The organism is Prescottella agglutinans (assembly GCF_004011865.1).
Taxonomy (GTDB): Bacteria; Actinomycetota; Actinomycetes; order Mycobacteriales; family Mycobacteriaceae; genus Prescottella; species Prescottella agglutinans.
The window spans coordinates 305993-319347 of record NZ_RKLP01000003.1; the positions used below are offsets into that span (position 1 = coordinate 305993).

The following is a 13355-nucleotide window of genomic DNA, read 5'->3' on the forward strand; positions in this document are numbered from 1 at the left end:
TCGACAAGCCTGAAATGGCGGGTCGATCTTCGGCATCGGCTGGAAACGGGGGCTGTCGATCCGGTGAAGTGTCGCGGTCCTGTCGGGTAACTGTGAACCCCGCGACGCCGCACTCCGTTTCACGGGCGGCTGCGAGCACCCATTCGTTCCGCCGTGGACCGGTGGCTCGCCACGGACCCGTCCTCCTGGAACGGGTCCGTGGCGACGGGCGCACGCCTCGCGACAATCGGGAGTGGTTGCGCCACAGGTTGGCGGGGTCGGCGCGGTCGTCGCCGCGGTTCCCGCCGAGGTACTAGCGGTAGTTGACGAACTGCAGGGCGATCCCGAAATCCTCGCCCTTGAGCAGCGAGATGACGGCCTGCAGGTCGTCACGCTTCTTGCTGCTCACGCGCAGTTCCTCGCCCTGGATCTGCGCCTTGACGCCCTTGGGGCCCTCGTCGCGGATCTTCTTCGAGATCTTCTTGGCGTTCTCGCTGCTGATGCCCTGGACCAGGGAGCCGCTCAGCTTGTAGATCTTGCCGGACTGCGCCGGCTCGCCGGCGTCGAACGCCTTGAGCGAGATGTCGCGGCGGATCAGCTTCTCCTTGAACACGTCGAGGGCGGCGGTGAGACGCTCCTCGGTGTCGGCGGTCAGCGTGATGGTCTCCTCGCCGGACCATTCGATGCTCGCCCCGGTGTTGCGGAAGTCGAACCGGGTGCCCAGCTCCTTCGCAGCCTGATGCAGAGCGTTGTCCACCTCTTGACGATCAACCTTGCTCACCACATCGAAGGACGAATCAGCCACTGCACACTCCTGAATTCTTGGCGGTAGACCCCACCCGGACAGCGGTGGGTAGCCCTGACGCTATCGGGTCGCTACCCCCCGTATCCACCCGGTTTGCGTATCTGGGGGGACTTCGATGTATTCTTCGATAGGCGTCAGAGCGAGCAAGATACTCTGGGCGCAGCCTGGCAGATTGCCCGAGCGGCCAATGGGAGCGGACTGTAAATCCGTCGGCTTATGCCTACGTAGGTTCGAATCCTACATCTGCCACACATTCAGCCCCGACCTTGAAAAGGTCGGGGCTGAACTGTTTTCGGGGTTCTTCTCCCTCCGCTCCGCGGCTGCGGGCGGGCTGCGATCCGTCCCACTGGGCGAGACCGGGTGGTCTTTCGGGCCCGGCGGCTCTTTAACGTCCGGCGAGAGTGGCGTCCGTCACAAGGCGGGCGCGCCGGACGCGCGAAGGAGCCGATTCCCCGATGACAGGTCTGATCAATGCGAACGAGACGGTGAAGCACCCCGGACGGCTGTTCATCGGCGGCGAATGGGTCGAGCCGTCGACGCCCGCCCGGTTCGACGTCGTCAACCCGGCCACCGAGGACGTGTTCCTCACCGTCGCCGAGGCCGACGCGCAGGACGTCTCGCGTGCCGTCGACGCCGCCCGGGCGGCGTTCGATCGCGGCCCGTGGGCACGCATGACGCACGCCGAGCGCGCCCCGTACATCCACGCGATCGGTGCCGCCATCCGGGACCGCAGCGCCGAACTCGGCCGGATCTGGACCAGCGAGATGGGAATCCTCGCCGCGGTGTCCACGTATGCGTCGGCGCAGTCCGGCGACGTCTTCGACTACTACGCGGGCCTCGCCGACAGCTACGAGTGGGTCGAACGGCACCGGCCCAGCTCGGGTAACGGTGTCGGCCTGCTCGTCCGCGAGCCGGTCGGTGTGGTCGCCGCGATCATCCCGTGGAACAGCCCGCTGGGCCTCATCGCCAACAAGGTCGCCCCGGCGCTCATCGCGGGCTGCACCGTCGTCGTGAAGGCCTCGCCCGAGGCCCCGGGTGCCGCGTACGTCTTCGCGGAGATCGTCGAGGCGTGCGGCCTGCCCGCCGGCGTCGTCAACGTCGTCACGGCCGAGCGGGAGGTGTCGGAGCTGGTGGTCCGCAACCCCGGCATCGACAAGGTCACGTTCACCGGCTCCACCGCGGCCGGGCGCCGGATCGCGTCGCTGTGCGGTGAGCGGATCGCCCGCTGCACGCTCGAGCTCGGTGGCAAGTCCGCCGGCGTCATCCTCGACGACTACGACCTCGCGACGGCCGCGCAGTCCATCGCCCAGTCGGCGCGGCTCATGACCGGCCAGGTGTGTGCGTCGCTCACCCGCATCGTCGTCAGCCGCCCCCGCCACGACGAGTTCGTCGACGCCCTCGGCGCCGCGATGTCCGCGATCCGGGTCGGCGACCCGTTCGACCCCGAGACCGAGATGGGCCCGCTGGCGATGTCGCGGCAGCTCGACAAGGTCGAGGGCCTCATCGCGAAGGGCTGCGAGGAGGGTGCGAGGCTCGTGGCCGGCGGCCGCCGGCCCGCGAACCTCGAGCGCGGCTTCTTCATCGAGCCGACGGTGTTCGGCAACGTCGACAACAACTCCACCATCGCCCGTGAGGAGATCTTCGGGCCCGTCGTGAGCGTGATCGCGGCCGACGACGAGAACCACGCCGTCGACATCGCGAACGACACGATCTACGGCCTCAACGCGTCCGTGTTCACGAATGACATCGAGCGGGCGTGGGCGGTCTCGCGGCAGCTGCGGTCCGGCACCGTCGGTCACAACGGGTTCCGGACCGATTTCGGCATCGCATTCGGCGGGTTCAAGCAGTCCGGCATAGGTCGCGAGGGCGGCCTGGACGGCCTCCAGCCGTATCTCGAGGCCAAGACGGTGCTCCTGGACTCGATGCCCGCGAGCGCGGAGAAGGTGGACAACCTGCGGTGACCAGGTCGACGACCTGCTGATCCCGGACTCCCTCGCCCCCGGTGGCGGGGGAGTCCGGGAGGAGCGGACGCGGATGCCGCGCCGCGTCCTCGAACGTCCCGGTGCTCGCGAATTTCCGCATTTCTCGTCCGGCCTGCCGGCGAAATCCCAGGTAGACGGGGTGATCGGCGTCGTCCATCGGCTCGATGTGGTCGCCGGCGTCGCCACGGCCCGGTCGGCGATGCGCGCGCCACCCACCTGAGAAGGCTGGATTTACCCGGTCTGACCTGCAAATTTGGTGCTGGCGCGAAGGTCTGTGTAATCTTCTGGAGGCTTCAGCGCGCAGAGATGCGCAGGATAGCCACGCCCCCTTAGCTCAGTCGGCAGAGCGTTTCCATGGTAAGGAAAAGGTCGACGGTTCGATTCCGTCAGGGGGCTCGCTGGATTGTGGTGTCGCCAGATTCGCGCGACACTCGACACCGAGGCGGTGTAGCTCAGTTGGTAGAGCAAACGACTCATAATCGTTGTGTCGCCGGTTCAAGTCCGGCCATCGCTACACAAGACGAATGATCCACCCTGATCGTTTCATGATCAGATTCACGCGAAAGAAGGCGTCCCCGTGGCCTCCTCGACTGACGTTCGGCCGAAGATCACCTTGGCCTGTGAGGTGTGCAAGCACCGCAACTACATCACCAAGAAGAACCGCCGCAACGACCCCGATCGCCTCGAGCTGAAGAAGTTCTGCCCGAACTGCGGAACCCACCAGTCGCACCGCGAGTCCAAGTAGTTTCTCGGAGTCGGCGCTCGCGCGTTAGGTTCACTGTCACACTGCCCTAACGGAAGTTGTTGCGTCTAGCAGGGCAGGGGAGATTTCGCTGTGACAGAAACAGTCGTGAGAGAGCCCGGAGTGGTGTTGGACCCCGCCGCGCATGCGGCCGAGATGGTCGGACACCACTACCGCGTGACCGATTTCTACGAGATCGGCCGGGAGAAGATCCGCGAGTACGCCCGTGCGGTTCTCGACGATCATCCCGCTCATCACGACGAGGATGCGGCCAAGGGCCTCGGTTACGACGGCCTCATCGCACCTCTGACCTTCGTTTCGATCGTCGGCATGCTCGCCCAGCGCAAGCTGTTCGAGGAGGTCGTAACCGGTTACGACCTCAGCCAGATCATGCAGACCGATCAGCGGCTCGTGTTCCACAGGCCGCTGAAGGCCGGTGACCGATTGATCTGCGACGTCTACCTGGAGTCGTTCCGCCAGGTGGCCGGCAGCGACATCATCGTCACCAAGAACATCATCTCCGAAGTGAACGGCGAACTGGTCCAGACCACCTGGACGACGCTCGTCGCGCGCTCCGGGGGTGAAGTGGACGAGAACATCGCGCACGCGGTCAAGGATGTGATGATGCATGTCGCTCCGTAGGTTCGAGGACGTCGCCGTCGGCGAAGAACTGCCCGAGCGCGTCGTCACGCTGACCCGTGGCAACCTCGTCAACTACGCCGGCGTGTCGGGTGATCCCAATCCGATCCACTGGAGCGATCACGTGGCCCGACTGGCCGGCTTGCCGGACGTCGTGGCGCACGGGATGCTCACGATGGGTCTGGGTGGCGGATTCGTCTCGTCCTGGCTCGGCGATCCGGGTGCCGTGACCGAATACAACGTTCGGTTCACCAGCCCGGTGTATGTGGCGGCCGACAAGGCTGCCGAAGTGGAGTTCACCGGCAAGGTCAAGTCGGTGGACGCCGAAAGCAAGACCGCAGTAGTCGCGATCGTGGCACGATCCGAGGGTCGGAAGATCTTCGGGCGGGCCACCGCAACAGTCCGTTTGGCCTGAGTGTCGAGCGGATTGGGTTTGATCCGGGCATTGAAGTACACTAGAGTTTCTGGGGTTACTCAGGCGCTGCGCGCTGCCCTACGGTGCTGGTAACAGCCCGCTAAGGGGTGGCGCGCATGTCATGTGAACCCAGATAGGTCGACCAGTTCGATCGGTCGACAAAGGGGCGTAGCTCAACTGGCAGAGCAGCGGTCTCCAAAACCGCAGGTTGCAGGTTCAAGTCCTGTCGCCCCTGCACCCGGACCGGCCAGCGACTGAGAGGAACGACGGTGAGCGAGGAGCGCGGTAAGCGCGACGACGGCACTCCCGAGTCTGCGGACTTCGGCCCTGTCGACGAATCGGCCGTTCCCGACCAGCCCGCGAACGGCCAGGTCACTGCTGAAGAGAGCCCCACGAGTGCGGCCCCAGCAGGAAAGCCGAGTGGCAAGCGCACTGCGCGTCGTGCCGGCACCGCAGAGCCCGTCGGGACGGTGAAGCCGGCGGTCGCCGCTTCCTCCGTCAAGTCGACCAAGTCACGCTCCGCGTCCTCCGCGGACTCGAAGGCGGGCGCCACCAAGCCGCGTAAGGCGGACAAGCCCCGCACGGAGAACATCTTCAAGCGGATTCGTCGCTTCCTGCGCGAAGTGATTGCCGAGCTCCGTAAGGTCATCTGGCCCAATCGCAAGCAGATGATCACTTACACCAGTGTGGTGCTCGTGTTCGTCGCCTTCATGGTGACGTTCATCAGCCTCCTCGACCTTGGTTTCATCAAGGGCGTCAGCTGGCTGTTCGGCTAACCCGGGCGCGCCCGTCGGCGTTCCCGAACGATGTGATTGACGAGAGGAAGAGTGCCTCCAGTGAGCACCCCCGAGAACGACTCTGACGAGGCTCTGGCCGAGGAGCGCGTTTCGGCCGAGGCGGTAACCGAAGACACCGAGAACGTCGTGTCTGTCGACGAGACGGTCGAGGACGACTCTGCCGACGAGCAGGTCGAGGACGGTGCCGTGGCGGAGCAGGCTCCCGAGGAAGCAGTCGATCCCGTTGCCGAGTTCAAGGCGGCGCTGCGTCGCGCGCCCGGCGACTGGTATGTCATCCACTCGTACGCCGGTTACGAGAACAAGGTGAAGGCCAACCTCGAGACCCGCGTCCAGAACCTCGACGTCGGTGACTACATCTTCCAGGTGGAGGTTCCCACCGAAGAGGTCACCGAGATCAAGAACGGCCAGCGCAAGCAGGTCAATCGCAAGATCCTGCCGGGCTACATCCTCGTCCGCATGGAACTGAACGACGAGTCGTGGGGCGCGGTCCGCAACACCCCCGGCGTCACCGGTTTCGTCGGCGCCACGTCGCGTCCGTCGCCGCTCACGCTGAACGAGGTCGTCAAGTTCCTCATGCCGCAGCAGGGGCAGAAGAAGCCCGCCGCGGCCGCTGCCGCCGCCGGCGGCGAGGTCACCGCCCCCAGCGTCGCGAAGCCGGTCATCGAGGTCGACTTCGAGGTCGGCGAGTCGGTCACCGTCATGGACGGTCCGTTCGCGACCCTCCCGGCGAGCATCAGCGAGGTCAACGCCGAGCAGCAGAAGCTCAAGGTCCTCGTCTCGATCTTCGGTCGTGAGACCCCGGTGGAGCTGTCCTTCAACCAGGTCTCGAAGATCTAGCACCGTCCCGAGACGCTCCGGGACCCACACACTTGCACGCAGTACGCAAGAAACACACCCAGTAAGAACAAGGAACGAAGATGCCCCCCAAGAAGAAGAAGCTCGCAGGGCTGATCAAGCTTCAGATCCAGGCTGGTCAGGCCAACCCTGCCCCGCCCGTGGGTCCCGCGCTCGGTCAGCACGGCGTGAACATCATGGAGTTCTGCAAGGCTTACAACGCGGCGACTGAGTCCCAGCGCGGCAACGTGATCCCTGTCGAGATCTCCGTCTACGAAGACCGGACCTTCGACTTCAAGCTGAAGACCCCGCCGGCCGCCAAGCTGCTGCTCAAGGCTGCTGGTGTGCAGAAGGGCTCCGGCGAGCCGCACAAGACCAAGGTCGCGACCGTGACCATGGATCAGGTGCGCGAGATCGCGAAGACCAAGCAGGAAGACCTCAACGCGAACGACATCGACGCGGCCGCGAAGATCATCGCCGGCACCGCGCGCTCGATGGGTATCACCGTCGAGGGTTAATCCTCCACCGTGGGAGGGCCGGCCAGGCCCGCAACCACAACTGAACCATTCGCCCGGGTCGAGGCCCAGGGTGAGAAGTAAGGACAGAAGAAATGGCAAAGCGCAGCAAGGCATACCTCGCCGCCGCTGAGAAGATCGACGCGGACAAGCTCTACAGCCCCCTGCAGGCTGCGAAGCTGGCCAAGGAGACCTCGTCGGCCAAGATGGATGCGACCGTCGAGGTTGCCGTCCGTCTCGGCGTCGACCCCCGCAAGGCGGACCAGATGGTTCGTGGCACGGTCAACCTGCCGCACGGCACCGGTAAGACCGCGCGCGTCGTCGTGTTCGCCGTCGGCGAGAAGGCCGCCGAGGCCGAGGCCGCCGGCGCGGACGCCGTGGGCTCCGAGGACCTGATCGAGCGCATCCAGGGCGGTTGGACCGACTTCGACGCCGCGATCGCCACCCCGGACCAGATGGCCAAGGTCGGCCGCATCGCCCGCGTCCTCGGACCGCGTGGCCTCATGCCGAACCCGAAGACCGGCACCGTTACGCCGGACGTCGCGAAGGCTGTCGCCGACATCAAGGGCGGCAAGATCAATTTCCGCGTCGACAAGCAGGCCAACCTGCACTTCGTGATCGGCAAGGCGTCGTTCGACGAGGCCAAGCTGGTCGAGAACTACGGCGCGGCGCTGGACGAGATCCTGCGTGCCAAGCCGTCGTCGGCGAAGGGCCGCTACGTCAAGAAGGTCACGGTTTCGACCACCACCGGACCGGGCATCCCGGTGGACCCGAACCGTACCCGCAACCTCCTCGAGGACGGCGAGTAAGTCGCGACACCTCGCGACCTGATCGACACCGAAGGCCGGCGCAGAGACTCCTCTGTGCCGGCCTTCGGCGTTCTCGGACGCGCCTGGTCCTCGCCTTGCAGGACCGCGGTCTTCATCGTGGTGATCATCATGGGTGATGCATCGCATGTCGCAGCGGGTGTGAAGTGGCGCACAAGTGGTGTCGACAGGGCGCCTGCCGTTTGGTGTCCGCGTCGCAACTCCGCTACGCTGCTCGATGGAGTTCGGTGCTCGATGCGAATTCCGCCCCGAAAACTGTTCTACCCAAGACCGTTGGTCACCGTGCCCAGCAATGGAATCGGTTGAAGGTCCGGGATTGCCCGGCGGCCCACGCAGGAGGACGAGGTGGGGGATGTTTGTCTGCGCCCGGTTTCGACCGGGGGATGGATCTCCTCGTGTACGCCCCGTGTGCCCTGCACCGGGGCGTTTTGCATGTCACGGCCCGAAGTGGAACAACGACTGTCACGAGAGGAGGCGAAGTATGGCAAAGCCTGAGAAGGTTTCTGCAGTTGCAGAGATCACCGAGCAGTTCAAGGACTCGTCCGCCGCCGTGATCACGGAATACCGTGGTCTGTCGGTTACGAGCCTGACGAACCTGCGACGCGCACTCGGAGAGGGTGCCACCTACTCCGTCGCCAAGAACACCCTGGTCAAGCGCGCCGCTGCTGAAGCGGGCGTCGAGGGTCTTGACGACCTGTTCGTCGGACCGACCGCCATTGCATTCATCAAGGGCGAGCCGGTCGACGCTGCGAAGGCCCTGAAGGCTTTCGCGAAGGACAACAAGGCGCTCGTCATCAAGGGCGGCTACATGGACGGCGCTGCGCTGTCCGTGGATCAGGTCAACCAGATCGCGGACCTCGAGTCCCGCGAGATCCTGTTGGCCAAGCTCGCCGGCGCTATGAAGGGCAACTTGGCAAAGGCCGCTGGCCTGTTCAACGCTCCCGCTTCGCAGATGGCCCGCCTGGCCGCTGCACTGCAGGAGAAGAAGGCTGCGGAGGGTGGGGCCGAGGCTCCCGCCGACGCCGCTGCCGAATAGCTGATCCGCACCTGCGCATCACAACCATCACCACCTGTCCGGTCGCGGATCGGCGACACAGGACTTTAGAGGAAGGACCGCCACCATGGCGAAGCTCACCACCGAAGAGTTGCTGGACCAGTTCAAGGAGCTGACCCTGCTCGAGCTCTCGGAGTTCGTGAAGGCGTTCGAGGAGACCTTCGAGGTCACCGCTGCTGCTCCGGTCGCCGTTGCCGCTGCCGGCGCTCCGGCTGCCGCTGCCGAGGCTGCTGAGGAGCAGGACGAGTTCGACGTCATCCTCGAGTCGGCTGGCGACAAGAAGATCCAGGTCATCAAGGTCGTCCGTGAGGTCGTCTCCGGCCTGGGCCTGAAGGAAGCCAAGGACCTCGTCGAGGGTGCTCCGAAGCCGATCCTGGAGAAGGTCGCCAAGGACGCGGCTGACGCTGCCAAGGAGAAGCTCGAGGCTGCCGGCGCGAAGATCACCGTCAAGTAAGACGATTATCTGCGCTGCTTCCTGACGAAGCATCGAGGAAAGGGTCGTCCCCGGTTCGGGGGCGGCCCTTTTCGTCGTCGCGACGCGTGCACGGTGCGCGTCGGGGGCGGGTGCCCGGGTCGTCGTGACTGTCGGGTTGCGCCTTACTTACTCATAAGTAAGATGTGGTGTCACGGATAACACTTCGATGCGATAGAGTGACGCAACCCACATGTGGGCCCACAGTGGGGGGACGTGCCTGACGCAGGAGGTAATGGTGGGAGTCGAGGTAGCGGTCGAGGGACTCACGAAGTCTTTCGGCTCTCAGAAGATCTGGCAGGACGTGACGCTCACGCTGCCGGCCGGAGAGGTCAGCGCGCTGCTGGGCCCGTCCGGTACCGGTAAGTCGGTGTTCCTCAAGTCTCTGATCGGTCTGCTGCGGCCCGAGGAGGGGTCGATCGTCATCGACGGCACCGACATCCTTCAGTGCTCCTCGCGCGAGCTGTACGAGATCCGGAAGCTGTTCGGTGTCCTGTTCCAGGACGGCGCGCTGTTCGGATCGATGAACCTGTACGACAACGTCGCCTTCCCGCTGCGCGAGCACACCAAGAAGTCCGAGTCCGAGATCCGCAAGATCGTCATGGAGAAGCTCGAGCTCAACGGCCTGGTCGGGGCCGAGGGCAAGCTTCCCGGCGAGATCTCCGGCGGTATGCGCAAGCGCGCCGGACTGGCTCGTGCGCTGGTGCTCGATCCCCAGATCATCCTCGTCGACGAGCCGGACTCGGGTCTCGACCCCGTCCGCACGACGTACCTCAGCCAGTTGCTGATCGACATCAACGCGCAGATCGACGCAACGATCCTGATCGTCACGCACAACATCAACCTGGCCCGCACCGTGCCCGACAACCTGGGCATGCTGTTCCGCAAGCAGCTCGTCATGTTCGGCCCGCGCGAGGTGCTGCTCACCAGCGACGAGCCCGTCGTGCACCAGTTCCTCAACGGCTCCAAGATCGGCCCGATCGGCATGTCGGAGGAGAAGGACGAGGCTCAGATGGCGCACGAGCAGGCGCTCGTCGACGCCGGCCATCACCACGGCGGCACCGACGACGTCTACGGCGTGGTGCCGCAGATGCAGGCCACGCCGGGGCTGCCGTTCCGCCAGGCGGTCGCGCGCCGCCAGGCCCGCGTCCGCCAGATCCTGCACACGCTGCCGTACGAGGCGCAGCAGAGCATCCTTGCGAGCATGGAAGACGCCGACGCGACCCAGGTGATTCCCACGTACGACGACGGAGGACTCGGACAGTCCACGTTCGGGCGCGGTTAGGGGACTGCGTATGGGGGGCGCGCGTACTTCGATGATGAAGCCGGTCACCGGGGCGTTGACCCAGGCCGGCAACATCGTCCAACTGTTCGTCGACGTCGTTCGCAACACGTTCAAGCGGCCGTTCCAGTTCAAGGAGTTCATCGAACAGGCGTGGTTCATCGCGAGCGTGACGATCCTGCCGACCGCGCTCGTCGCGATTCCGTTCGGTGCGGTCGTGTCGTTGCAGACCGGGTCGCTGATCAAGCAGTTGGGTGCCGAAGCGTTCACGGGCGCCGCCAGTGTTCTCGCCGTGATCCAGCAGGGCAGTCCGATCGTGACCGCTCTGCTGATCGCCGGCGCAGCGGGTTCGGCGGTCACCGCCGACCTCGGTTCGCGGACGATCCGCGAGGAGATCGACGCGATGGAGGTGCTCGGCATCAATCCGATCCAGCGCCTGGTCGTGCCGCGGGTTCTCGCGATGGTGCTGGTCGCGGTGTTGCTCAACGGGCTGGTCTCGGTCGTCGGCATCGCGGGTGGCTACTTCTTCAACGTCATCCTCCAGGGCGGCACCCCCGGCGCCTACCTCGCGTCGTTCTCGGCGCTCGCGCAGCTGCCGGACCTGTACATCGCCGAGCTCAAGGCCGCGATCTTCGGTGTCATCGCGGGTGTCATCGCCGCCTACAAGGGGCTCACGCCCAAGGGCGGACCCAAGGGCGTCGGTGAGGCGGTGAACCAGGCCGTCGTCATCACGTTCCTGGTGTTGTTCTTCGCGAACCTGATCCTGACCACCGTGTACCTGCAGATCGTCCCGGCGAAGGGAGCATGAGTCGATGACGATCGCGCGGGGTCGCGGCGACTACGTACTGATCCGGGCGCGGCGCTGGGCGCGCAAGCCGCTCGACGTGCTCGACAACGCCGGCGAGCAGATGTCGTTCTACTCGCGCGCCATCGCGTGGACGCCGCGGACGCTGCGTCGCTACCGCAAGGAGATGCTGCGGCTGCTCGCCGAGGTGACCTTCGGCAGCGGTGCGCTCGCGGTGATCGGCGGCACCATCGGCGTCATCGTGATGATGTCCGGCTTCACCGGCGTCGTCGTCGGTCTGCAGGGCTTCGCGGCCCTCGATCAGATCGGCAGCTCCGTGCTGACCGGCTTCTTGTCGGCGTACGTCAACACGCGTGAGATCGCGCCGGTCGTCGCGGCGCTCGCGCTGTCCGCCACGGTCGGCTGTGGTTTCACCGCCCAACTGGGTGCGATGCGGATCTCGGAGGAGATCGACGCGCTCGAGGTGATGGCGGTGCCCAGCGTGCCGTTCCTCGTCACGACCCGGATGATCGCCGGCTTCGTCGCGGTGATCCCGCTGTACATCGTCGGCCTGCTCGCCGCGTACCTCGCGTCGCGTGTCGTGAGCACGGTGTTCAACGGACAGTCCACTGGTTCGTACGACCACTACTTCAACCTGTTCCTGCCGCCCGAGGACGTGTTGTGGTCCTTCGGCAAGGTGCTGGTGTTCGCGTTCGTCCTGATCCTCATCCACTGCTACTACGGGTTCCACGCCCGGGGCGGCCCGGCCGGCGTCGGCGTCGCCGTCGGCCACGCCGTGCGCACCGCCATCGTCACCATCGCCGTCCTAGACTTCTTCCTGAGCCTCGCGATCTGGGGCACGACGACCACGGTGCGGGTGGCCGGATGATCGAGACACCGTCGAAGCTGCGTCGCCGCATCCTGGGAGTCGCGTTCTTCCTGGTGCTGGCCCTGTTCGTGGGCGGCACGATCGCCAGCTACAACAAGACGTTCAAGCCGGTGGTCAAGGTCGATCTCGTGACCGACACCGTCGGCAACGCGCTGCCGCGCAACGCGGACGTCAAGGTTCGCGGTCTGATCGTCGGCGAGGTGCGGGGCGCGTCGACCGAGAACGGCAAGGTCACGTCGGTGATGGCGATCGACCCGGACAAGGCCGAGCTGATCCCGTCGAACGCGACCGCCCGCCTGCTCCCGAAGACGCTGTTCGGTGAGCGGTATGTCGACCTGGTGATCCCCGAGAACCCGAGCCCGAACCCGATCGAGGGCGGCGGCACCATCTACCAGGACGAGAGCGGCAACGCCGTCGAGCTCGGCAGGATGCTCGACGGGCTGCTGCCGCTGCTCCAGGCCATCCCGCCGGAGAGCCTGGCGTCGACGCTCGGCGCGCTGTCGCAGGCGCTCGACGGGCGCGGCGAGCAACTCGGGGTCACGCTCGACCAGCTCGACACGATCTTCGCCGGCGTCAACAGCCGGATGCCCGACCTGACCGCGGGGCTCCAGAGTTTCGCCACGTTCACCCAGACGTACTCCGACGCCGCGCCGCAGTTGATCGACGCGTTCGACAACCTGCGCACCACCAACGCGACGATCGTCCAGGAACGCCCGTCCATCGACGCGCTCATGGCGTCCGTGACCTCGACCGGGTCGAGCACCGCGGACCTGCTGACCACCAACCGCGACTCGCTCATCTCGATCGCGGCGGACTCGCGGGAGGCGCTCGAGATCCTGGCGCGGTTCTCCGGGACGTTCGGCTGCACGTTCGCCAACTTCGCGGACGTGATGGAGCGGTCCGGTGCGATCACCGGTGAGGGCTCCGAACTGCCCGGCGCGCGGGCGACGATCGAACTCGTCAATCCGCGCGGCCGCTACCTGCCCAACCAGGACGAGCCGCGACTGATCGACACCCGCGGCCCGCGCTGCTACGACGCGCCGCCGCTGGGCACCGACATCGGCCAGTACCCGGGCGGTTCGATCCACGACGGCTCGTACCAGGTCCCGACACGCAACGCCGGTGACCAGAACATTCCGGACGTCCCCACCCCGCAGTACTCGGTACTGCCGGCGGCCACCGAGCCGGGGTCGTACGCGGGCTCGCAGCTCGAGCGCGACACCCTCGCCGTCGTGTACGGCGAGGCGACCGGCACCGCCCCCGAGGACGTGCCGTCCTGGACGACCAGGATCGGCGCCCCGGCACTTCGTGGCAAAGAGGTGAGCATCAAGTGAAGCGA

General features: G+C 65.8%; 16 protein-coding genes and 4 tRNA genes. 19 read left to right on the plus strand and 1 reads right to left on the minus strand.

Going from position 1 to position 13355, the window contains the following annotated elements:
* Positions 1–292 precede the first annotated feature (292 nt).
* Positions 293–784 (minus strand): YajQ family cyclic di-GMP-binding protein, encoded by a 492-nt coding sequence (locus EGT67_RS08360; RefSeq protein WP_127915597.1) that lies wholly within the window; start codon positions 782–784, stop codon positions 293–295.
* A 166-nt stretch (positions 785–950) separates the two neighbouring features.
* On the opposite strand from EGT67_RS08360, the gene EGT67_RS08365 reads away from it, so the two are divergent.
* The 19 genes from EGT67_RS08365 to EGT67_RS08450 all read left to right on the plus strand — a co-directional run bounded on the left by EGT67_RS08365 (position 951) and on the right by EGT67_RS08450 (position 13350).
* Positions 951–1033, plus strand: a tRNA-Tyr gene (locus EGT67_RS08365).
* A gap of 206 nt (positions 1034–1239) precedes the next feature.
* Positions 1240–2745 (plus strand): aldehyde dehydrogenase, encoded by a 1506-nt coding sequence (locus EGT67_RS08370; RefSeq protein WP_127915598.1) that lies wholly within the window; start codon positions 1240–1242, stop codon positions 2743–2745.
* Between the two features lie 73 nt (positions 2746–2818).
* Entirely contained in the window at positions 2819–2986 is a 168-nt protein-coding gene (locus EGT67_RS25035) for a hypothetical protein (protein ID WP_164877501.1), read from the plus strand.
* A gap of 103 nt (positions 2987–3089) precedes the next feature.
* Positions 3090–3162 (plus strand) — tRNA-Thr (locus tag EGT67_RS08375).
* Between the two features lie 45 nt (positions 3163–3207).
* Positions 3208–3280: transfer RNA gene (locus tag EGT67_RS08380), tRNA-Met, on the plus strand.
* 63 nt (positions 3281–3343) lie between these two features.
* The gene (rpmG, locus tag EGT67_RS08385; RefSeq protein ID WP_003941903.1) at positions 3344–3511 is read left to right on the plus strand and encodes a 50S ribosomal protein L33; all 168 of its coding nucleotides are present in this window, start codon (positions 3344–3346) and stop codon (positions 3509–3511) included.
* A 153-nt stretch (positions 3512–3664) separates the two neighbouring features.
* On the plus strand, positions 3665–4150 hold the full coding sequence (gene hadA / locus EGT67_RS08390; protein WP_206612327.1) for a (3R)-hydroxyacyl-ACP dehydratase subunit HadA: 486 nt from the start codon (positions 3665–3667) through the stop codon (positions 4148–4150).
* Complete coding sequence (gene hadB, locus EGT67_RS08395; protein WP_127915600.1) at positions 4137–4562, plus strand: (3R)-hydroxyacyl-ACP dehydratase subunit HadB; 426 nt, start codon at positions 4137–4139, stop codon at positions 4560–4562. The genes hadA and hadB overlap by 14 nt, the downstream gene beginning before the upstream one ends.
* A 162-nt stretch (positions 4563–4724) precedes the next feature.
* A tRNA-Trp gene (locus tag EGT67_RS08400) sits at positions 4725–4797 on the plus strand.
* A gap of 34 nt (positions 4798–4831) precedes the next feature.
* Positions 4832–5338: a preprotein translocase subunit SecE gene (gene secE, locus EGT67_RS08405; protein ID WP_164877502.1), complete on the plus strand. Its 507-nt coding sequence runs from the start codon at positions 4832–4834 to the stop codon at positions 5336–5338.
* A 60-nt stretch (positions 5339–5398) separates the two neighbouring features.
* The gene (gene nusG / locus EGT67_RS08410) at positions 5399–6196 is read left to right on the plus strand and encodes a transcription termination/antitermination protein NusG (RefSeq protein WP_127915602.1); all 798 of its coding nucleotides are present in this window, start codon (positions 5399–5401) and stop codon (positions 6194–6196) included.
* 80 nt (positions 6197–6276) lie between these two features.
* On the plus strand, positions 6277–6711 hold the full coding sequence (rplK, locus tag EGT67_RS08415; RefSeq protein WP_031937663.1) for a 50S ribosomal protein L11: 435 nt from the start codon (positions 6277–6279) through the stop codon (positions 6709–6711).
* A gap of 92 nt (positions 6712–6803) precedes the next feature.
* Positions 6804–7517, plus strand: a complete 714-nt coding sequence (gene rplA, locus EGT67_RS08420; protein WP_127915603.1) for a 50S ribosomal protein L1 — start codon at positions 6804–6806, stop codon at positions 7515–7517.
* A gap of 499 nt (positions 7518–8016) precedes the next feature.
* Complete coding sequence (gene rplJ / locus EGT67_RS08425; protein ID WP_127915604.1) at positions 8017–8571, plus strand: 50S ribosomal protein L10; 555 nt, start codon at positions 8017–8019, stop codon at positions 8569–8571.
* 85 nt (positions 8572–8656) lie between these two features.
* The gene (rplL, locus tag EGT67_RS08430; RefSeq protein ID WP_127915605.1) at positions 8657–9043 is read left to right on the plus strand and encodes a 50S ribosomal protein L7/L12; all 387 of its coding nucleotides are present in this window, start codon (positions 8657–8659) and stop codon (positions 9041–9043) included.
* Positions 9044–9296: 253 nt separating this feature from the next.
* Positions 9297–10346, plus strand: coding sequence for an ABC transporter ATP-binding protein (locus EGT67_RS08435; RefSeq protein WP_127915606.1), 1050 nt, complete (start codon positions 9297–9299; stop codon positions 10344–10346).
* Positions 10347–10356: 10 nt separating this feature from the next.
* Entirely contained in the window at positions 10357–11151 is a 795-nt protein-coding gene (locus EGT67_RS08440; RefSeq protein ID WP_127915607.1) for an MlaE family ABC transporter permease, read from the plus strand.
* Positions 11152–11155: 4 nt separating this feature from the next.
* A complete protein-coding gene (locus tag EGT67_RS08445; protein WP_127915608.1) occupies positions 11156–12016 on the plus strand; it encodes an MlaE family ABC transporter permease in 861 nt (286 codons plus the stop codon).
* The gene (locus tag EGT67_RS08450; RefSeq protein ID WP_127915609.1) at positions 12013–13350 is read left to right on the plus strand and encodes an MCE family protein; all 1338 of its coding nucleotides are present in this window, start codon (positions 12013–12015) and stop codon (positions 13348–13350) included. Before EGT67_RS08445 ends, EGT67_RS08450 begins: the two co-directional genes overlap by 4 nt.
* The last annotated feature ends 5 nt before the right edge of the window (positions 13351–13355 follow it).

What these genes read in the sequence shown, in the direction of transcription:
- hadB (WP_127915600.1), top strand. Translation starts at nt 4,137, where the DNA reads ATGTCGCTCCGTAGGTTCGAGGACGTCGCCGTCGGCGAAGAACTGCCC.
- EGT67_RS25035 (WP_164877501.1), top strand. Translation starts at nt 2,819, where the DNA reads ATGCCGCGCCGCGTCCTCGAACGTCCCGGTGCTCGCGAATTTCCGCAT.
- EGT67_RS08435 (WP_127915606.1), top strand. Translation starts at nt 9,297, where the DNA reads ATGGTGGGAGTCGAGGTAGCGGTCGAGGGACTCACGAAGTCTTTCGGC.
- EGT67_RS08450 (WP_127915609.1), top strand. Translation starts at nt 12,013, where the DNA reads ATGATCGAGACACCGTCGAAGCTGCGTCGCCGCATCCTGGGAGTCGCG.
- hadA (WP_206612327.1), top strand. Translation starts at nt 3,665, where the DNA reads ATGGTCGGACACCACTACCGCGTGACCGATTTCTACGAGATCGGCCGG.
- rplA (WP_127915603.1), top strand. Translation starts at nt 6,804, where the DNA reads ATGGCAAAGCGCAGCAAGGCATACCTCGCCGCCGCTGAGAAGATCGAC.
- EGT67_RS08445 (WP_127915608.1), top strand. Translation starts at nt 11,156, where the DNA reads ATGACGATCGCGCGGGGTCGCGGCGACTACGTACTGATCCGGGCGCGG.
- EGT67_RS08440 (WP_127915607.1), top strand. Translation starts at nt 10,357, where the DNA reads ATGGGGGGCGCGCGTACTTCGATGATGAAGCCGGTCACCGGGGCGTTG.
- rplJ (WP_127915604.1), top strand. Translation starts at nt 8,017, where the DNA reads ATGGCAAAGCCTGAGAAGGTTTCTGCAGTTGCAGAGATCACCGAGCAG.
- EGT67_RS08370 (WP_127915598.1), top strand. Translation starts at nt 1,240, where the DNA reads ATGACAGGTCTGATCAATGCGAACGAGACGGTGAAGCACCCCGGACGG.
- rplK (WP_031937663.1), top strand. Translation starts at nt 6,277, where the DNA reads ATGCCCCCCAAGAAGAAGAAGCTCGCAGGGCTGATCAAGCTTCAGATC.
- rplL (WP_127915605.1), top strand. Translation starts at nt 8,657, where the DNA reads ATGGCGAAGCTCACCACCGAAGAGTTGCTGGACCAGTTCAAGGAGCTG.